This is a genomic window from Nitrospira sp., assembly GCA_024760545.1.
In the GTDB taxonomy this organism is placed as follows: Bacteria; Nitrospirota; Nitrospiria; order Nitrospirales; family Nitrospiraceae; genus Nitrospira_D.
On sequence record CP060501.1, the window covers coordinates 1,455,857 to 1,475,605 of the forward strand.

Here is a 19,749-nt window from a genome sequence, read left to right on the forward strand (position 1 = left end):
GCAGGCCATGCCATCCTAGCGGATACGGTCAGTTTCGTGAGCTCCTTCGTCTTGCTAATGACATCTTTGCTGTGTGAATATGTCGAAGATCTTCATTACAGCTTGTTCGGCTCAGCTTCTCCAACGATCACCATTCAACATGGCAAGTGAAGCATTCTGTGTTGAATGGCATCAGTCTCCGCGAGGTCGGGTTCAGGGAATTTGGCCCGCAAAAAACCCTCTCCGATCTCTGATGCCCCCACCGGCGGATCTGGTTGAGACGTGGATAAACACAGAACCACGCCCGACTTTCTTTTGATTCGTTTTCAACCTTTACCAGGGCCGGCAGGAAGGAGATAGGGCCCTCTATGTCGACGGAAGCAGTCGGTTATCTATGGCATCTGACTCCGAGAGGATGGGTCCCTGGAGCGCCACCGCCCGATCGTGTTGAGACGTGGCTGGACACCCATACCTCTTCCAGCACTCCTACTCCACGTTGGCGCCTCGAGTGGGCCTCTCCGAAGCATACTGAGGCAGACCGAAAGGCCTTAAGAAGGAAGATCCGTAGACCGGTACCGGCGTATGATGACACCAGCTTAATATCCTGGGCCTTTCCTCTGCCCTAGTCTTACCTTGCCAAAACCGACCATACCGCTACGCAACCCCTCGAGGGCTTCCAAAAAACGCACAGGCGTCAAAAGCCAAACCGCCGAAAAATCTAAACCTGCCGACCGGCCATGATACGCGCCATAGCCGCTATTTCCTGTTGGGTTGACGGGCAATCTGCTTTGCCACTTCGGCATTGCAAGAAGCAAACTGCGATACCATTTCTTTCGAGTGTCTTCGGCTGAACCCTGTTCCGGAAGGCGTGGTCTCCGCCACACTCAGATCAAGCGGCACTAGCACATCGAGCCCATCCTTGGTCCGGTTAAACCCAATCGTGACTTGGGCTCCATCAACAATGTCTTTGAGGACGCTCAGGACTTTGTCGTCTAAGGCATAGGCAAAGATGCGCGTGCCGGGGGTGTCCGGCGCCTCATACTGAAAAAACTTGCTGGTCGCCGTGGTGCCATGAGGGGTTTGAAGATACGCAAAGTATGGGGCTTCGGCTTCCGCATCTGCGTGCGGCGCCATCGACGTTCCCAATTTGAATGACACGACGGCGGCAGTTTGGTCCTGGTTGGCCCAAAAGGTAATGTTTCCGACCAAGGCGACTAAGGCACCGCGCCGATAGGCCTGGTCCTGACCGACCACGCTAAAAACCAGAGAACAGCCCTGCCGCTTCCCTCCTGCTTGGATCGACTGAAACTGAACGCCGATGGTGCCCACAAGAGTTGAAAGGTCGGCGGCGTGAGCTGCCGAATACGGCAACAGAAACGTGATAGGGAGAAGGATCTGACGCACCCATCGCGGCATCCTAGTTACCCATTCTCCGGAAGGATATCTAACGTGTGAAGATCGGGCTCAGCGATGAGAACGGTTTGGGAGGACATGACGCGCCCCACTGAGGCGCGCATAAATACACTACTACGCCCGCATGCACCATCGGCAGCATGCCCTAGTGCAAGACGTTCAATGAGTAATCCTGTTCGAACAGTCGGTTAGTATGTGGCGGTCGCCACTCGCGTGCGGCAGAGAGGTGCACGAGGGAGTTGAAGAGATTTCGTTCCAAGGTTGGACAGGTCACTGCTCATAATGCCTTCATTCGCTCTTGGATGTAGTCATTCAGTTGCTCCTGTGACTCATCATTCATCACAAGCGTTTCGATACCGCACTCTTCTCCGCGCACCCATCGCACAATCCCGGCAGACACCGACACCCATTTCCCGGTCGCCAGTCTGACCTTCATCGAGCACACATCCCCCGCTTGTAGCCGCGCGTCGCCATGGATTCTCCAACCGCGAGTGGAGAGATTCGTCACTGTTCCGTGGGCACTATGGAATCGATGTTCATACCGCACAGGACAAAATGCAGGAACGCGACGGTAGGGCCGGAGGACATACGCCATAGCCACCTCGACGGGGAAGCAGATTGTAGGAGAGAGCAGAATCGATCTGCAAGCGGGCTTTAGGAGGGTGCCGGTCATGAACCGGCTGCCAAGAATATCTCAAGAGGGATCGGCGGCAAAACATCTCAAGTGACGCACAGGCTAAGGACCTCCCAAACCAAGACGGAACCGCTAGGTTTGGCACGAGTTGGATCGACGCATGAGACGCGATCAGCTCAACCGTGCTTCAAGTTTTTCGATTCGGTCGGCCATGTCTATGAGAATACTCCAAAGGGCCTTAGTGGACGGTTCGTCAAGTTCTTGTGGCGCGGGGAGTTCTTTCGCCAGGTTTCTGAGCAGCTGCGCATTGGAATGTTGCATGAAGCTCCTCCAATTACTGTATCCAAGAGCACAAAAGCCTAGTGAAGAGGCGACGAGAAGTCAAACTGGGTGCGCCATGGCAGGCCGAATCCGTCATGGTGAAGACTGCATGGACAGCGTGGTGGTTGCGCCCCCTTAAGATGTCGATAGGTCTCATCGGGCAGAAGGACCACCTGAAAACTGCGTAGAGCCTGTCTGTGTGGACATGGCCTCCGGCGAGGCCGGCCACTATCTGGCACAAATGCTCAATCGATTGAGGCGAACCAAAGCCTTCTCTTTTGTGCACTCTTCAACTGACGCAGCCAGGTCAAAAAACAATCCGTCGATATTCGGATCGATCAATTTCAGGCTTTCCTGTATGAGTGTCGCCGTTTTGTCCACTCGCTTCAGGACCATTCCGATAACCCTTCGTACGGACCGTTCTACTGGATAATCTTCGATATGACGCCGGAAGTTGGACAACACCCGTTCTCGTTCCGTCAGCAGTCTGAGAAACCGCGCTTGCCAGAGGGCAATGCGGACGCTGGTGAGGACCTCGACGTCATCTACAGGCTTGGCAATCACATCAAAGGCCCCTCGGCGGAGAAGACAATCTCGAGCCGGTTCGATGTCCGTACTTGCGGCCGTGACGATGACCGGAGAGAGCACGTGGCGGTGTTGTGTCCGATGAAGGAGGAGCGAATGTTCCTTCTGAATCAGATACGGGGCGGCAACCACGGTTGAATAGTGTGCGTGCGATAACCGCTCCGTCGTTTCCTGAGGAGAGGAACACACATCCACGTCAATCCGAGGCAGATGTCCTGCGAAGATACGGAGAAGGCCCTGCCGCATAGCAGGATCCGTCTCAGCAATAAGAATCGCGCCGATTTCCATGACAACTAACCTGCCTGGATAGATGCATATTCAAGTGAGGGGAAGCACACGCAACCATGGTGACGGTTCTACCTGTTCCGTTATCGCGACATACGCCCCTGTCAGTGAGTACGCGCGATCGGCACTGCACGTAATTCTCACGTTGTGGGTAGGCCCCGATGTCCGGAGCGGAAAACCCCTACGCCAGCGGAGAGCCGAGCACGATCCACGAGATGCCCTCTCCGAGTTGTTAGGTAGCATAAGCATGTTAAATGCCATCCTCGAGAATGCTGGGTGCCCTCCACAGATCGAACCGAAGCAAACAGGATACGTACAAAAAAACTAGGGGTTGTACCAATGTTCACTCTGCAGATGTTCTGTAATTTTTGTAGTTTTGTGTTGCGTTTGATAGTGCTCCGCGCGGAAATACAAAAACAGGCCGTGCACAATCGCACCATTGCCAGGCGAAAGTCATCGGTGTATCCACAACCATGAATCAGAATGGCACGACACCCATCTCTTGAAAGAGCGTCGGAGGCATATCAAGGTTCGGATGCTGTGCCGGGCTGGGTGGCGAGGGCCGCTCTCCTAATGTCACCGTCCGCGTGAAGGACTCGCCCTCTCGCATAATCGTGAGCTCCACAGATTGGGCGGCTTGTAATTGGTGGAAGACCTTCACGAACTGCTCTCTCGTATGCAGGGTCTGGTCGTTGATGGCGACGATGATGTCGCCCCCTAGGACCCAAGGCTCTCCTCCGATGACCACATCCAGTTTGCCGGACCGCAAGCCGATCTTTTCAGCCGGACCCCGTCATCGGTGTCGAGAACCAGCAAGCCGTCGACCAGAGGCAACGCGAACAGATTTCGCAATTCATCGGTGACGAATTTCCCCTTCACACCGAGCCAAGGACGGATGACCCGGCCATGAGCGCGGAGGTCGGCGATAATGGATTTGACGGTATTGATCGGTATTGCGAAACTGATATTCTGGGCCTCCAGCATGACGCTCGCGTTGATGCCGATGACGCGACCATCAGAATCGACGAGCGGCCCCCCGCTATTGCCGGGATTGATCGGAGCCGTCGTTTGAATGGTCTGCTGAAAGTTTTCCTGTCTGGTTCCCATCACCTTGCCAAACCCACTGACGATCCCCGTTGAGAAAGCGTAGCCCAGGCCGAACGGATGCCCAATCGCCAGCACTTTTTGTCCGATTTCCAGCTTGTCGGAATCGCCTAATTGAGCAGCGATCGCAAACCCCTTTGGCATGGCTACTCGGAGCAATGCCACGTCCGTCAGCGGATCGCTTCCCACCAGTTCTGCTGGAAGCCGTTTCCCATCATGCAAGGTGACGGTGATCTTGGCAGTTCCATCAACAACATGGGCATTCGTGAGGATTACACCCTGGTCGTCGAGTAGGACGCCTGATCCAAGTCCCTTCCACGAGGCTTGTGTCACATGGTGGGGGCTCACATAGGCGGAGGTGATCAGAACCGTCGATCTCGCGATATGTTTATAGACGCGTATGTTGTTGAGTTCCTCAGGGGTGGTCGGCGTCGCCGCCTGCACCGGCAGGCTCGACAGGCCGAGATACAGACAGAGACTGAGCGAAAGGAGATTGCAAGAACGCCAGAACCTGCGATACGGACGGCGACCGGTGAATCTCCCAAAAATCATGATAGTTTTCCTCCTCGTATGCGCCCCTCACCACTGATCACAAAAGCAAACTCAGGTGAGGCAGTCGTCTTCACTAAGCCACACCTTGTTGTGATCCCATTTCTATCGATCTCCATCACGCAGGGGTGAGCCCAATTCCAAACTGATGTTTTGCCGACTCTGTCACGAGCTTTCGGAGCTCTGGTTCTCCGCACCTTGACTGTGACGAGGCGAGGAACCGGCTGGGCCGTCCCCAAGACAGATAGTCCGTTCATCCGGAGGATAGGCTTCTATACCGCCTGTCTCAGAAGAGAAATACTTGTTCTTGACGCCCTCGGTATTCCAAATGTGAAGGCATTGCGCCCTCAGGTGCGGCAGTACCCGTGGAGCACCGCCGAACATTTCGGGACCAGGCCGATACGTTGTGCCAACCACAATGAGCCGATTCCCTGTTTGCAACATGCTCGGTTCCACAGACCCTTTGAAGGTGACTGCAAACCATGGTGCGCTGTCGTGTTCAATGCTCGTTGGGCTCTTTGCGGAATGCCCCTCAACAGGCCTTTCTTCAACCAGAATGACAAGGCGAGCAGGGTTCTGAATGACTCGTATGATCTCACCAGCCAACTCCACCTTGTGAGAGACGAAGGTGAGGCTGGACGGGTGATAGGCCTCTTCCTCCCAGGCCTTGACGTCAAAGGTGTTGGCTTCGACATCCTTCATCACTGCCGGGGGAAACATGGGAGTGGCCGTGCACGCACTGAACCACAGAGCCATTGCCGCCAATCCTAGAATACGCATGGTGCCTCTCCTTTCTGCCGGAGACCGGAACAAGACGCCATTTGATAATCTCGATTCGGCCCGCTGAATCCACCCTTGTGGAATGCCCCCTAGTCCTCAATAGGTCGGCATGACTGTTCTTTCTAGAGCTCCCACCACTCATTGTGGTTCCATTTCCAATTGGTGGGAGGTGATACCCGTCTGATCGGGGTGGGGAGTTAGTCTGTCAGGGACGACCTCGTTGAGAACATGGATCAGTTTTTCTCTCTCGACTGGCTTAGGCAGGCACGCGGCGGCTCCCTGAGTCATCGCCAGCTCAACAATATCAGTTGCGAAACTGCCGGACATGAGAATGACGGGCAGCTCCGGCCACACCAGATGACATTGATGGAGGAGATCGAGGCCATCAAGGTACGGCATATGGAGATCGGTGATCACGGCGTCAAAATGACGCCGGTGGAGTTCCCTCCAGGCCCGCAGTCCATCCGCGACCGCCACCACTACAAAACGGTGCGGTTCCAGTTGCTCGAGGAGGAGACGGCGCACCGCCTCTTCGTCATCGACGATTAACACGCGCCTACCGTACCCACTCATCATGACCTCCTTCCATCAGGAATACGTGCTTATGCCTCGATCTGAGGTGCGGGGTAGAGGAAACAGGAGGGCGACCTCCACCCCGCACTCGGTCCGAGCTGGGAGGCATAGCGCTCGGACGATCAGCATCATTGGTACTCCGTCGAAGCGATCGATTTCACATGTCCAGTCGCGCCCATCGGCCCATTGTCAGAGAGAGACCGTCGCCTCCTATGAGCGTGCGCCCACGGACGTATCCTGATTGACGGCCGACTCGTGGCGGCTGGGTCCATTTCCACAGGTCGGTCCGTGATGCCCGTCCCCGTGATGGCGAGGAGCGCGCATCTTCGTTTTCCAGGATTCGCGCTGTTCCGGTGTCAGCACGGCGAGCGCCGTCCGGATCGCCTTCACCCGATCAAGCCGCTCGATCGTGGTGGCCGCTTCGGACTTCCGCAGCGCTGCCTCGATGGCCGATAGTTCCGATTGAGGATTCTTGATGAGGCTTCTCACGTCCACTTCCGCCAGTTCCACCGCCGCCTGGTTCCGAATGCGGGTCTTGGCATAGTCTGCGGCTAGGGATTCGATCTTGCCGACTTGCTCCGCTGAGAGATTGAAATCCTTTTGGTTATGCAGGAGCACACGGAAGGTTCGGCTGGCAAAATCCTTCTGGTGACCTCCGTAATGAAACGACGCGCCTCCTGGACCTGGATGCGAACGGCCTTCGCTCGGAACGAGTAAGACTGCGGCCAGACCTATGCCTGCCACACACAGAGGCATTGCCCACCGATACAGTCGTGTTTGCAACATGAGATCTCTCCTTTCTATGGGAAGGACCATACACCGCTGGATGTTCGGGTATGTGCGCTCTCCTGGCTTAGCAACTTGTTCTACTCATTAGACGGAGCGGATGACAGAAAGGTTACACGCGATGGGTCATAGATGGGTCTTAACGAATCGAGAGGGCATGGAAATCCAGGGGAGGCGGAGTAATGGGCAGTGGTCACGCCGGTTTCCACAAGCCATGATTCTGGTTAAATTATTCTCTTGTCCAACCCCTTACTCTGCTGCCGTAAAGATCGAGATGTCCTCCGCTCCGCATCGATCCAACACATCGGTAATCGCGTCGATGTGACGATCATCGGCCTTGACATCGAGAACCGGCCCGCCCCGCCGAACGCCTTCCGGGCACAGAGCCTGACTCGTTTGTCCGAATCCAAGAGAGTCCTTAAGACTCTCGAAAAAACCACGCGGAGACCTTTCGGGAAGAGTGGTGGGTTGAAAGCCTGGCTGGTCATAGACCTGCATATCGATGGTAGAAATCTTCTTGAGAGTTGCGATTTCGGACTTCGTCTGTTCCGCATGTGTGCGAGTGCGGAAGAAACCTCTGACGATATTCGGCATCATCTCGTCTCCTAACCATAAGCTTGTTGTGGATCATTCTGAGAAGTATGGTTGCATGGTCGTCAGACAACCACAGGCAGTCTCTGCAGGTCATACCCCTCTTGAAGTCTGAAGGCCGACCGGTGAATACCGGAGCCACGGCGGTGAGCGTCGTTTACGAGGCGCTCCTCTCGCACGAAGCACAGAACTGAACCGTCGTGCGGATCACGACCGGAGATCCGGTGGCGATGCACTCATGTAGAGCGGAGCACGCTTAAGTTAGGGGCGGATGGAAAACGGATGTGGCGAACACAGGTAAGTCGGAGATGGGATGCCCATCGATGCAGAGACGAAGGACACTCGAGGGGCGCAGTTCAGGCACCAGAGGGAGTATCGAGGGATCTTCGCAGACCGATTCCGTGAGCATATCGGAGGCGTTCATGAGACTTAACAGAGTCACCGGGAAGCCAAGCATCTGTGCCAACACGCAGACACACAGCACGAAGACCAGCCACCTCAAGCCTATTGTCTGACCAAACCGTCTCCACGTCTCCATGGAGTGATATAGCACCAAGAACCGCGTGGAACTTCTAATGTCTCCAGATGAGTTCCCGCCACGCGAGTCTCAGCCAGTTCCGCAACATGCGCTGCGATACCCTGACAATGTCCGCCAAGTCTCGCTGACTCACTGGGCGAACTCGATCTTTCTGATGAAAGATTTGGCGACGCCGGTCCCGTTCGCGTTGGCCGTGTCGATGGCGAGAGCGATACCGCTAATGTCCGGAGCTTCTTTGCCGAACACTCGCCGGAACGTGTCGGCGACCGGAAAGTCAGTCTTAACGGTCGCACCCAATCGCGGCCGCTCGACGCAGATGAAGCGACCGATGGCGTGATGGTAGCGCCCCTTGAACGGCTTGTTCGTCGTCTCGGTTTCACAGAGATAGAGGGCGAGGAAGTAGGGGCTGTCGGGAATGAACAGTGACCCGCTCGAGTGTCGCTCCTTGCCAAAGAAAATGTAGACCATGATCGCTTCGGCTCGAGCCCCCTCCTCATAGGAGGCGCCGGAAGGGAATGCGTCGACACCCCATTCGATACGCACGCGTGAATAGTCTCGGACATCCCTTTCGTTGAGGAGCAGGCCGAAGGCGCGCGTTTTCGTCTCGAGGGCGATGGCGCTCGGCAAGGCGGAATACACGACCCTTCGAGTGTTTCTCGCATCTTGTTTCGGCTCGAAGCCTTTCGAGCCGAGCCAATTCAAAACAGATCCGCCTGAAAATCCTGAGAAATCCACACCTGGTTTCAAGCTGTCCGTCGAGCGGGCCAGGTCAACCGACGCAGTCATTGTCAACGCTGCAATAACGAAAATTATAAGCCTATGCTTGCCTGCCATGCGCTCCCTCCCAGTCGTACCATCTCAACTACACCCGCTACTCCCCTTAGGGAACAGAGGGTCTAGCGTCAGCGACGCTGCCGATCCTTCTCGGGGGTGGTTGATGCAAAGAATGCAGGTCAGTTTAACGCGCTATCCCGGACGCTAAGTCCATCAGTTCCAAATATTATCTGCATGCCCGGATTTTGAACGATCATCGGAATAACCTCGGTTTCCATGAACGTTCGTAGTTGTTTTAGAGGCAGATCCTCCAAGACAGGCCGAAAGAATCCAAACTGGAAGAAGTGCTGACCATCGTGAAAAACTAACCGGTCTCGTTGGAAACTATGTGGACGCACATCATAAAACCGCTTCCCGAGGCAATCCGTAATCAGCTGAACCTTCTCCGGAATTTCGTATTGAACGGGATTCAACGTCGCCCTCTCTAAGAACAATTCGAGTCCAGTGTACCTCCAGAATTCGCATTCTGATCGGCGCTTGCTACTGGGGATGGCACTGCTTCGTGTGCACATGGTTTTGGGTTACGCGCTGTCGATTCGCTTCACAGCCATTTGAATCGCCGCTGCCCTGGCCTGGCTCGGAGTCGAAAAACTTTCTTCGGTGCAGCCACTGTACGATCGAAAGGAGGTTTTCAAAGCTTCAATCACGGTGAATGTACAACCCCAGTTTCCGCCCGCTTGCCGGGCAGGAGTCAACACAATTTGGCGTCTCTTGTAGTACCCGGATGTTGGACGTGTGTCGGGGCTATCGTCGCTCATTCAGCATCCTGCTCCTAACATGCCAGGAAGAATCTAGAGTGAACGCCACGGGATCGTACGCATGATTCTCCAAGTTATCTGAGAGTTCCTCGGGGGAAGTATACGTTTCGGTGGCGATATGTGGAATGTGGTCAAATAAGGATGACTTACTCTGGGTCATAGGGAAGTCCTTCCCAACCTTGGACTCTGGTCAACTTGTAAACCTGTGTTTCCTCACATCGGAAACAATAGACTTCGATTGCCGGGGCGCCATGCGAGCGTTGTCCGACATACCTGACCTTTGGTGTTCCAGTCGGATTGCATCGACAGACGATTTTGAAATACTCTCCTGTGTCCTCACCCGCTACGTGCATAGATGCCTCCTCTATTAAGAGAACACACGGCCAGGGCTGGTCCCCACCACTGGTAAATCACTCGACTCATTGCTCTTCGGCCAAATCCCCTTCTTCCCCATCTCTCCCCAGTGGGCCTCGAACAGCTGTATGATGGAAGCCTTCGCAGAGCCGCCCCATAGCCCGCTCGCGATCCAAGAGACCGGTCATAGCAGGACCGTCACGGCCCGAATACCGCCGGATGATGCACAACGCTTGAAGGGAATCAGTTAGATCAGTGGTGGATGGAAGACCGATGTGAGCAACACGGGAAGATGCGGAATGGCATGCCCGTCGACTTGGAGCCGTAACGCACTGAGCGGACGAATTTCAGGCACTGGCGGAAGCACCGAGGGATCTTCGGAGTCCGATTCTGTGAACATGTCGGAAGTGTTGAAGAGACTCAAGGGGGTCACCGGGACGTCGACTATCTGTAAAGCCACACAGACACAAAGGAAGGGCACCACCCACGTTGAGCCTATTCGCTGACCACACAGCCGTAGGGTCTTCATCGTTCACATCTGCCCGGTGAAGCAAAGAGCGGCCAAGAATATCCTGTTTGCAAGGTGTTCGCAATGGGGAGAAATAGAGCATAATAAAGTGATTGCCCAAGAAGCGACATACCCAAGTGATCGTGAATAGCTGGGGGGGGGTTATCGAGAGTGAAAGATCGAACAGTTGGAGGGCCGAAGCGCTTTAACGGCGGGTGATCTCGGCATGATCGCCCGGAATACGGAGCGGGCGCTTCACATGGCCAGATCCTTTCTCTGGAAAACGACGATTCACGATCGACTAAACCCTTGGCACACTATTCGGTTTCCCTCTTGATCCTCAGCCGGTTGTCAGGGGGCGTTCGCCGAGCCTTTGGTTTCGGCATGAAACCAGCGTATGAGCTTGGTCAGAAAGGCCGGCCCCGCGCTTCTTCAGTCATGGGCTTTCTCGTGCTTGGCTTTTTGCGGAGTGCCAACCACAGCACGAGATATCCGGCCACTGCGGAGAGGAGTGACCCGAGGAGAATCCCAATGCGCTCATCGAACAGCGCAGGCCGCTGCAGTTCCTCAAAGGCGAGGGCACCGATAAACAGACTCATCGTGAAGCCGACGCCGCACAGGATGGCGACCCCATAGAGCTGAATCGCGGTGACTGCCCTCGGTAGGCGGGCAATCCCCAGCAGGATCCCCGCCATGCAGAACAGAAAGACTCCGAGCTGCTTCCCGAGAAACAACCCCAGCGTAATGCCGAGGGAGACCGGGTGGGTGAGACTGTCCACGGACACCTCGCTCAGAGAGATTCCAGCATTGAAGAAGGCAAACAGGGGCAAGGTGACAAAGGCCACCGCCGTGTGCAGTTCATCCTCCAGAAAGCGGAGCGGAGAGTGAGCCCGATTCTTAGCATCAGTGAGGGGAATAAACATTGCCAGCAGGACGCCCGCAAGGGTGGCATGCACGCCGGACTTCAACACCGCGACCCACATCACGAGGCCCACCAAGGCATAGAGGGAAATGGCCGTCACGCCTTTACGGTTGAGAAGCAGGAGAATCATCAGGCAGCCACTGGCGGTCCACAGCATGGCCGCAGAGAGGTTCGAGGTAAAAAAGAATGCGATGATAAGAATGGCGCCGATATCATCGAAAATGGCGAGCGACACCAGAAACACCTTCAGGGAAAGCGGGACCCGCTGGCCCAGCAGGGAGAGGATGCCCAAAGCGAAGGCCGTATCGGTGGCGATGGGAATCGCCCACCCAGCCAGCCCGGCTGGATTGTTGTGATTGACCCACCAATAGATACATCCTGGAACCACCATCCCGCCCAGTGCGCCCATGGCAGGAAGCCCCACATTGGCCGTATCGGACAGTTCGCCTTCCATGACCTCTCGTTTCAGCTCCATCCCGACCAGAAAGAAAAAGAGCACCATAAGACCATCGTTGATCCAGAGCAGGAGGGGCTTGTGAATTTGGAGACTCCCAAACTGAACCCCGACTGGAATCTGAAGCAGGCTCTCATACAGATGCTTCAGGTCGGTATTGGCGCACAGCATGGCGAGTGCGGCGGCCACAATCAGCAGAATGCCGCCGGCGGATTCCAGTTTGAGGAAGGTACGGATAGTACTAATCATTTAGTAGCCCATACACAGTCGCCTACCGTTGTCCGAAGTTTTGAAGAATGGAAGTGGCTTTCGAGGGACGGAAGGTGGGAATCCTCTAGTGAGGAGTGCCGGCAGCGTATCCGTTGTTTGCTTCATTCCGCTCTATGGACGCCTCTCATTTGGCTTTCGTGAGGAGTTCCTTCAGTTTGTTATACCCCGGAGCCTCCGGGTGGCAATAATGTTCGCTGAGCGAACCGTTGCTGTTTCTGATCGAGATGCGAAAAATCTTGCCATGCGCCTCGATTTTGACCGCCTCCGTGATATTGAGGAAGAGATCTTTGCTCACCTGAACCATGTTGTCCATCACCCCTCCGTCCAATCAATCACTTCTTCGCAAGTGTGTTCGCAAGCTGCTCTCAGGCTCATCCTACTGTATCACGAGTGCCTGTGTATCAAACGCGCACCGGTTTGTAGAGCGACCACACCAAGGCACCGATCCACTCGATCACCGTCCAGCCCTAATCCCTCCTCTCAGCACCTCCTGAACCCCTGCACCGCACTCAGTGGATCTGCGGTGCGCGGAGGTAGGCTTTGAGCTGCTCTGAGTAATATTGAACGACCTTTCGCTCTTGAGGAGACAGCGGCGCATGGCCAAAGAGCACCGACGAAGAAAGGAGCGATTCGCAGGAACAAATGAGCCCGTGGATTTCTTTGCGTAATGGAAAGAATGGACTGATAGACGCCGACATAGGGAACCGCCTCTCTCACAAAGTGTCGGCGGTGGGCCCTCCGGAACCGGCGGCAGGATGTGTGTTAGATTGCAGACCTGTGACAGTACGCTCGGTGACGACATGCAGGGATATTGGCTTTCGGATGCGCACCCTGCCAGACCTATTCGTGGGACTCGCCTTTGCGACGCCAGCCGACATGGCCAGCGTCGCCGGATGTCTTCTGTATATCTGCGTGCACAGTCTCATGATGCGGATTGTTCGGAGGTGACTGAAAGAGCACACTCCTGTTCCGCGAGAACAATCTAGGTCTTCGCCTTCACGGTGATGTCATTCTTGACCGACTTCACGCCGGGGACCTGCCAGACTTTCCACGACGCTTGTGCGCTCGTCATCAGGTCTGCTACTTCGCCGCTCAGCGAAACCACACCCGCATTCGTTTGGGCATGAATCCCGGATTCCTTGAGGTGGGCGTCTTTCGCGATCTGCTCGTTGACCCGCAGGGTAATCGCCTCGTCTTTGTCGTTAATCACCTCACGCTTGGATGGCGATACCACTTGTAAGTCGTTCTTCACCGACTTGACGCCATCAATCCCCTTGGCGATATCCTCCACCGCCTGCTTTGCCTCGCCGGAGTCCACTTTGCCACGGATCATGACCAAACCCTGTGTACTTTCGACGTTGAGATCACTCCCCTTCACCCGAGCATCGGCAAACAGTGCAATCTTGGTCTTAGCAGTCAACCACGCATCATTGATCGGGGTCTTCTCGGCGGCATTACCAAGCCCGTTCGTCAATCCCGTCAAGAACATTCCCCCGGTTACCAACGTTGCGCTTAATGTCAGAATAGTCCGTATATTCATTTTCACTTCTCCTTAGCCAAATAGAACAATCAGATTATGAGTCGCTGTTCGTGAATAGCATTCACTCAGCAGACAGTTTCTTCCTCACGGCCTTTGATGCCTGCCGGCAATCACCCGGCCACTAGAAACACCAGTACGTAGTAGAGCATGGGTTACTCCTCTCTATGGAATCACGCATCCGTTATGGAATTCTCTGAAAGCAGAACCAGTGTCCTACCTCGCCTCCACCAGCAGACCAGGCCACACAAGGGATGCAGCCGTTCAGAGAGCCTCTGGCATCGGAGCGGCGGAGACTGAGGAATCGATCACGCTGAGAAGAACCAGGAAGCGCAAGTGATGGGACAGTCACCGAAGCTTTACACCGAACAATATTACCCTGGGCGCAATGGGCATGAGAGTCAAGCACTATAATTTGACATGGAGCGGTCAAGGCAACAGGAACGCCTGAGAGTCAGCCTCAGAGAGGGGGCCAAATACCGTCTTTCCCTTAATAACGCTTGACTCGTGCGGCGAATGCGCCCAGGCTGATGTATGAGGTATTGAACCGCGTCGACTGTCCCATCTCTCGCGCATTTCCCTCCCAAACTCCGGCGCGTCTGATTCCTCAGCCTCTGCCTCCGTATCTTCGAAGCACGACCGTCATCGAGTCCAGCCTCTGTATAGCGCCTGCGTGATCAGAGAATCGCGGTTGGACATCGGCCTATGGGATTATCAATGCGCGCTGAACTATTTTTGTTTGCGTATGCGGTCGTGTGGGGGATTGTTTTTCTTGTGACTTTCCTGCTGACTGAATCACGCTGAATCTGAAGACGGCTGAAACACCAAAACTAAACTCGCGAGAGAAACTTCGTTCATGAAGTCTCTCATTGATAAATGCATCGGGACATTTCGAATGGCTGGACCCGGCAACTGGATTCGAATCAGCGACCTACGGTTTACAAATCAGTGAAAGGGGATTGCTCAAGTCATTGGAGTCCTGGGCAATCCTTCCTTCCATCAATAGTAATGCACGGTTTAAGCGTAATCTGACTTCGTTTCAATTCGTCTCAATTTAGTCCATCTTGTCGCTGGGACTAACACTCAATTAACACCTGCCGCCTAGCGTGATCGGCACATCCCCCACCCGTCATGGGCTTGAGACTCCTTTTGGCTTTGCAGCAGTAGAAGAAAAGGAGGAATGAATGTGCACACTGCGGACATTGGGGAGCGATCCATAACCTTAGACGGTGCTTCCGGCCCAGACATCCCTTTATGCTTTTGTTACCTGTCCCAACCTCCTGACTTCTTTCCCAAGTGTGCGTAATATTGCCCGAAGCAGCTTCAGGGCTTGCAGAGGGGGTGACTGTGACAAAGATACAAACGTGGGACATGCGAGCTTAAAGAGCCAGGGGCAGCAGAATGGGATAAATAGACCGGTAAAATAACGGACCACTAATGGCGTTAGGAGATTTGACAACTTCCTCGTAAATTACTCAAAGCACGAACCGGCCTATACGAAAAAAGGAGAAATGATGAAACCATCCAAGCAATTACTCAACATCGTAGTTGTTGTTGCCAATCTCGTAGCTGTAACAAACGCCTATGCGGGTCCAGAAATTACCGGTATCCCAAGAGAACCGAAGGACAAAGGCAAGATTGAAATGGCCAGATTATCTCACCAATTATGCGGTCCAGGATGGACGCTGTCCGATGACCGTGAACATACCCAAGATAGTTTTTTGTGTGTGCCCGTAAAGCCAAAAGTACAATGCCCGACAGATGCTCAGTTGCTTGAAACAGATTGTTCCATAGGTTGCCTACCGAGGGCAAAGTAGGCAATCCATGTATTGTGTCCCAGAGGAAGGCTCCTCAGCCCCGTCGGCGAGATATCTGGCTTGTAGGGTTCTTACAGTAGGCTCGGCAAGGGGTGTTTCAGCTTCGAGCCCCGAGGCAGAAGATTTGTATTACAAGCATGACGGAGAGGTGGCTCCCTGTCACTCTTCTGAAGACATAAGGGTGGGATTGCCGGGTGGCAAAAGGTCAACAGCTGGGCTACTGAAGCCCCATGAGGTTTGCTAACTGTATATGGGAGCCACATAGATGGCCACGCATCAGAATCCGGGCAAGAGTAGATTGGCAATGGGTGGGCAGTGGTATCGGCGCAAGCCCGGCAGTGAAGCGTTTCCTGTCAAAATATATAGGACTGGTGATGTGAAGTATGTATGGCTCTGTGATCCGAGTGCGATAAGAGCGGAGAGATGCAACCTAGAAGAATGTATGGGAGAGTTTATAGCGAGGATACGGTCTCCGAATCATCGGAGCCCCCCAGAGTAGTAGACTTTCCTGATATCAGGCTACCATGAACCGGAAACGCTGGTAGCAGTTCAAGAATTCCACGAGGACAACGACCTCCTCCTTCCATCAGGTATCATCGAACCGCTGCTCATTCCTTCACGTTCTCACGGGGAGAGAGGACGTAGAGGACATGAACTACTCCACGAGCATCATTCGGCGACTGCCTGAGGATCGGGAAACGTCGCCTGACATTCCAGACATCGCAACTGACCCAACTTGGAGCCATCCCGCGAGCGAACGTCATCCACGGCACGACTGTGTGTACACTCCGCGCGTTTCTTTAGCAGCGCTTCTTGTTCAGGAGAGAGTTTGGCTTGGGGTGGGGTAAGCATTGACAGTACTCCTTTCTGACATGGGTCTGATTATCAATAAAAAGCCGCTCATAGCCCTTGGGCAGTGGAGTTTGAAGAGGACAGGAGCCGTTCGCAGGAACGGATGTATTCCGGGAGTTTTTTGTTCAAGTTTGAGGAAGGAAGGGAAGACACTGCCATGGACACCCGCGTTCTCACAAGGTGTTGCCGGTGGGCCTTCCATGACCCGACGGCAGGTTGTGGTTATGATGCAGACTTGTACGGCTACACTCCATTACAAAACTGTCCATACTCCAGATCCCTAGGCCGGACATGTTCCTCGTGCGCTGTGATGATTCTCTGTCGGAGAACGTCATGAAAACATACTCATTTGGCTAGCTTCCGCCATGCCCACGGCGACACAGGGGACGGATCAATCCACAAGCCTCTGCTGGCGTCTCGGGCTTCGGCTTCCAGTGCTTCTAGTATGGCGCTCTCCGGCGCATGCGGTCGATCCCACCAGCACCAGCCTTCTTTGACGAGTACATGGTTGAGATTGGTCCCATCGGCGAGCACGACATCGGCAAGGATGCGCCCATATCGATCTTTGCCATGAATTTGAAGGGTGACGTTCAGCGCGTAGCTCATGATAGATATCACTTCTTTCGCGCTGCTGCCGTAAGGCTGGCCCTCTGCCGGGCAGTCGATACCATACAATCGGACCGGCTGGGATTTTCCATTATGTAAGATCTCGATGACGTCCCCGTTCACGACTCTCACCACTTCGCCGGTGAAGGGGTATGCCTTGGCGTCGCTGAAGAGAAGAAGCAATGTTACGATCAGGAATCGTAGAGTGAGAGCTGCCATATGGGCGCCTGATAGGGAGTTACCTTAGACCGGCACGATAGCATTGCCCACACACAAGAAATGATCAAAAGTGCACGCTATGTAACTTCAATCTAATCCATGAGCTATGGTCTCTATATGAGATGACATCGGCAGGCTTGGGGATAGCAGCACCCCTTAGGGGCTTGGGACTCTTTTAGGGAATCCAGCACAAGGACAAAAAGCGGTTCGGGGACAGGACTACACACTACAACGCAGAGTCGACGCGAAAGACAGGGTAGTCACCGGCAATCGCTTCGAACTCAGACACTGGGTCGTGGTGCGAGACCGGAAGGTGCTGACGACCACTGCTGGCAACCTGGCACCATGCCTTGAGGATGGGTGCTCGCTCGTGAGGCGGAATCTCAGTAAGCATAACAGGATACGATTGCCCACGCTTCAAAAACGCCATCCCACCCGCCGCCCGTAGGTTCTGTACCCATTCGGAACCCTCTCCTAGCATTGAGACAAGATAGCGATGCCCTTCGTAGTCGGCAGCGACGAGGACGACTGAGCGCAGTTGAGCACTACTCCGGTCCTTCACTTGTAAGGTAACCAGGATCGGAGGGGTAAGACCAAGGCCCGATAGCCAAGCCCAGATGCTGTTATGGAATCTGCCAAACCAAGTCGGGCGCCACCCTCGATAAAACCAGCGAAGGTAACCGCGACGTTCAGCTGGGTCTTCGTGTGACGGCATCTGTACGCAAGGATTTAAGAAGATCGTCAGGACGCCATACTAGCTTGTTCAGGCAGATACGCATAAGCGCCAGACTGGCCGCTTCTATCCATGACAGAACACCACATCCTCCGTGTGTCCCGCAAGCCGGTGAGCGATAGGTCCCAAATTGTGTCGTGGGCAAGGTCTTTACCGGTATGAGCCAAGGAGAAACGGCATGACAGTCATGCCTCTTCTCTACTGCACCTCTCCACTCGCGTGGTGGGACAAACTTCAACGAATCACTTCATCATGAGTGTGTCGGTCGCTCAAGAGCCTTCAATGCTAGGGAGTTTCCCAGTCCGGTTTCCGTTGAAGTGTTGACAGGAAAGAAATCGGACAGGGAGTAGCAGGCACCACCATGGACCGCATTGTCTTTGAAAATTTTATCCGGGCCAGTCTGGAAGTGACCGACGCCTTTGAGAATGACTGCCTTCTCACTGATATGGATCAGCTTCGATTGGATAACTACTTGGCGATCATGCAGATGTCATACATTGAATGGAAGCGAAGGAATCTATTCCGGAACGATCTATCCGGGAACGCTTCCGACCATGCGGTTCCCGTGCCAGTGAAGGCGAACGCGCGCCGAGCGGTTGTTGCGCAGCACGTCAATGGTGTCCCCGTCAATTATCCCAACGACTCTTTCGGTGTAGTCGGCAGCTAGACAAGGCTGCGCGATGAGGCAGCTGGTTCCTAGAAATGCCAGTGTATCAAAAAGTACGAGTAGAATGCGGCTGCGAGTTCTCACGGATCATTTCTGCTTTGCCACAATCTTGTACTTGATCTGCTCGTAGGTCGCTCGTGGCAGAATCTGTTTCTGCACCAGCTCATCTTTTCTGGTGTAAGGCCTGCCTTTGATGATCTTCTCGGAATAGGCTTCACCGATGCCTGGGAGCGTCTTGAGTTGTTCGGCGGTGGCCGTATTGATATCGAGGAGGTCCGCTTGCTCGACAGCTTGGACCAGTGAGGAGTCGGTCACGGTAACGAGGGATAACGGGAGCGCCAGCAGGAGCACGCTTCCCAGTCCTACGCGGAGTGTCCACCTCATGATCGTTGGCAACATAATCAGCCTCCTTGTTAGTGCGTCGTGCTCCTTGTGATTCGTTGCTCCATCTCAATAATCCCGGCCAAGCGTTCGAGCAGGTTAAGCGACTGGTGAGCGGTACCCAGGAGTCGGGTGGTACTAGTGATACTCACTTGCCCCGCTTCCGCCACTCCCATGGCGGCATCGGGTTAGGATCGATCCATAATCCTTTTCTAGCCTCCCGTGCTTCATTCTCCAACCCTTCAAGGACCGTATCGCGTGGCGCATCCTTCCTATACCACCAGCACCAACCCTCTCTGACCAACACATGATTAACGTTCGTGCCATCAGAGAGCAGCACCTCTGCGACGGTCCGCCCATATTTATCTTTACCGTGGCTTTCAATGGTCACGTCCATGGAAAAAATGAGGTCTGAGGTGGCTTGCTTCGCATTGTCGCTGAACGGCTGACCGTTCTCGGGACAATCAATCCCATGCAGACGGATACGTTCAGGCTTCCCGTTACGGAGCACTTCAAACCTGCCGCCATCCTGGACTGAAATTACTTGGCCGGTGAAGGGGAAGGCGTCTATGGCCTGGGAGCAGAAGAACAGAGAGAGGAAGAGGGCTAGCAGTCTCATCAGACTTGTCCTAGTGCATCGTCTCCTTCGCAGCTCGCTATTCCACCTCAATGATCGCGCCTAGCGATCACGAGTACCAA

22 protein-coding genes are annotated in these 19,749 nt (G+C 54.5%); 2 read left to right on the forward strand and 20 right to left on the reverse strand.

The annotated features are described in order from the left end of the window. Window positions 1-735: 735 nt before the first annotated feature. From H8K03_06970 to H8K03_07045, 16 genes are all read right to left on the reverse strand, one after another. Window positions 736-1,383: a hypothetical protein gene (locus H8K03_06970; protein UVT21637.1), complete on the reverse strand. Its 648-nt coding sequence runs from the start codon at window positions 1,381-1,383 to the stop codon at window positions 736-738. A gap of 286 nt (window positions 1,384-1,669) precedes the next feature. Further along, complete coding sequence (locus tag H8K03_06975; GenBank protein ID UVT21638.1) at window positions 1,670-1,987, reverse strand: PilZ domain-containing protein; 318 nt, start codon at window positions 1,985-1,987, stop codon at window positions 1,670-1,672. 210 nt (window positions 1,988-2,197) lie between these two features. Then, entirely contained in the window at window positions 2,198-2,347 is a 150-nt protein-coding gene (locus tag H8K03_06980) for a hypothetical protein (protein UVT21639.1), read from the reverse strand. Between the two features lie 228 nt (window positions 2,348-2,575). Beyond that, the gene (locus H8K03_06985; protein UVT21640.1) at window positions 2,576-3,220 is read right to left on the reverse strand and encodes a hypothetical protein; all 645 of its coding nucleotides are present in this window, start codon (window positions 3,218-3,220) and stop codon (window positions 2,576-2,578) included. A gap of 475 nt (window positions 3,221-3,695) precedes the next feature. Then, window positions 3,696-3,986 (reverse strand): PDZ domain-containing protein, encoded by a 291-nt coding sequence (locus tag H8K03_06990; protein ID UVT21641.1) that lies wholly within the window; start codon window positions 3,984-3,986, stop codon window positions 3,696-3,698. Next, complete coding sequence (locus tag H8K03_06995; protein ID UVT21642.1) at window positions 3,935-4,873, reverse strand: trypsin-like peptidase domain-containing protein; 939 nt, start codon at window positions 4,871-4,873, stop codon at window positions 3,935-3,937. Before H8K03_06995 ends, H8K03_06990 begins: the two co-directional genes overlap by 52 nt. Before the next feature lie 162 nt (window positions 4,874-5,035). Beyond that, on the reverse strand, window positions 5,036-5,650 hold the full coding sequence (locus tag H8K03_07000; protein UVT21643.1) for a Slp family lipoprotein: 615 nt from the start codon (window positions 5,648-5,650) through the stop codon (window positions 5,036-5,038). 138 nt (window positions 5,651-5,788) lie between these two features. Next, window positions 5,789-6,226: a response regulator gene (locus H8K03_07005; protein ID UVT21644.1), complete on the reverse strand. Its 438-nt coding sequence runs from the start codon at window positions 6,224-6,226 to the stop codon at window positions 5,789-5,791. 207 nt (window positions 6,227-6,433) lie between these two features. After that, on the reverse strand, window positions 6,434-7,009 hold the full coding sequence (locus H8K03_07010; GenBank protein ID UVT21645.1) for a hypothetical protein: 576 nt from the start codon (window positions 7,007-7,009) through the stop codon (window positions 6,434-6,436). A gap of 249 nt (window positions 7,010-7,258) precedes the next feature. After that, window positions 7,259-7,606, reverse strand: a complete 348-nt coding sequence (locus H8K03_07015; GenBank protein UVT21646.1) for a hypothetical protein — start codon at window positions 7,604-7,606, stop codon at window positions 7,259-7,261. Window positions 7,607-8,267: 661 nt separating this feature from the next. Beyond that, window positions 8,268-8,924, reverse strand: a complete 657-nt coding sequence (locus tag H8K03_07020; GenBank protein ID UVT21647.1) for a DUF3047 domain-containing protein — start codon at window positions 8,922-8,924, stop codon at window positions 8,268-8,270. A 569-nt stretch (window positions 8,925-9,493) separates the two neighbouring features. Continuing rightward, window positions 9,494-9,730: a hypothetical protein gene (locus H8K03_07025; GenBank protein UVT21648.1), complete on the reverse strand. Its 237-nt coding sequence runs from the start codon at window positions 9,728-9,730 to the stop codon at window positions 9,494-9,496. Between the two features lie 601 nt (window positions 9,731-10,331). Then, window positions 10,332-10,613 carry a hypothetical protein gene (locus H8K03_07030; protein UVT21649.1) on the reverse strand — a complete coding sequence of 94 codons (282 nt, stop codon included), beginning with the start codon at window positions 10,611-10,613 and terminating at the stop codon, window positions 10,332-10,334. A 386-nt stretch (window positions 10,614-10,999) separates the two neighbouring features. Beyond that, complete coding sequence (nhaA, locus tag H8K03_07035; protein UVT21650.1) at window positions 11,000-12,217, reverse strand: Na+/H+ antiporter NhaA; 1,218 nt, start codon at window positions 12,215-12,217, stop codon at window positions 11,000-11,002. Between the two features lie 145 nt (window positions 12,218-12,362). Next, entirely contained in the window at window positions 12,363-12,551 is a 189-nt protein-coding gene (locus H8K03_07040) for a hypothetical protein (GenBank protein UVT21651.1), read from the reverse strand. A 669-nt stretch (window positions 12,552-13,220) separates the two neighbouring features. Beyond that, complete coding sequence (locus tag H8K03_07045; GenBank protein ID UVT21652.1) at window positions 13,221-13,778, reverse strand: BON domain-containing protein; 558 nt, start codon at window positions 13,776-13,778, stop codon at window positions 13,221-13,223. A 1,508-nt stretch (window positions 13,779-15,286) separates the two neighbouring features. On the opposite strand from H8K03_07045, the gene H8K03_07050 reads away from it, so the two are divergent. Further along, window positions 15,287-15,592, forward strand: coding sequence for a hypothetical protein (locus tag H8K03_07050; GenBank protein UVT21653.1), 306 nt, complete (start codon window positions 15,287-15,289; stop codon window positions 15,590-15,592). 669 nt (window positions 15,593-16,261) lie between these two features. Here the strand turns inward: H8K03_07050 and H8K03_07055 are convergent. Further along, the gene (locus tag H8K03_07055) at window positions 16,262-16,444 is read right to left on the reverse strand and encodes a hypothetical protein (protein UVT21654.1); all 183 of its coding nucleotides are present in this window, start codon (window positions 16,442-16,444) and stop codon (window positions 16,262-16,264) included. Between the two features lie 345 nt (window positions 16,445-16,789). Further along, window positions 16,790-17,269, reverse strand: coding sequence for a thermonuclease family protein (locus H8K03_07060; GenBank protein ID UVT21655.1), 480 nt, complete (start codon window positions 17,267-17,269; stop codon window positions 16,790-16,792). 1,094 nt (window positions 17,270-18,363) lie between these two features. On the opposite strand from H8K03_07060, the gene H8K03_07065 reads away from it, so the two are divergent. After that, the gene (locus tag H8K03_07065; GenBank protein UVT21656.1) at window positions 18,364-18,669 is read left to right on the forward strand and encodes a hypothetical protein; all 306 of its coding nucleotides are present in this window, start codon (window positions 18,364-18,366) and stop codon (window positions 18,667-18,669) included. An 87-nt stretch (window positions 18,670-18,756) separates the two neighbouring features. On the opposite strand, the gene H8K03_07070 is transcribed toward H8K03_07065, so the two are convergent. Further along, window positions 18,757-19,053, reverse strand: a complete 297-nt coding sequence (locus H8K03_07070) for a helix-hairpin-helix domain-containing protein (protein UVT22400.1) — start codon at window positions 19,051-19,053, stop codon at window positions 18,757-18,759. Window positions 19,054-19,198: 145 nt separating this feature from the next. Further along, complete coding sequence (locus tag H8K03_07075; GenBank protein UVT21657.1) at window positions 19,199-19,669, reverse strand: thermonuclease family protein; 471 nt, start codon at window positions 19,667-19,669, stop codon at window positions 19,199-19,201. Between the last annotated feature and the right edge of the window lie 80 nt (window positions 19,670-19,749).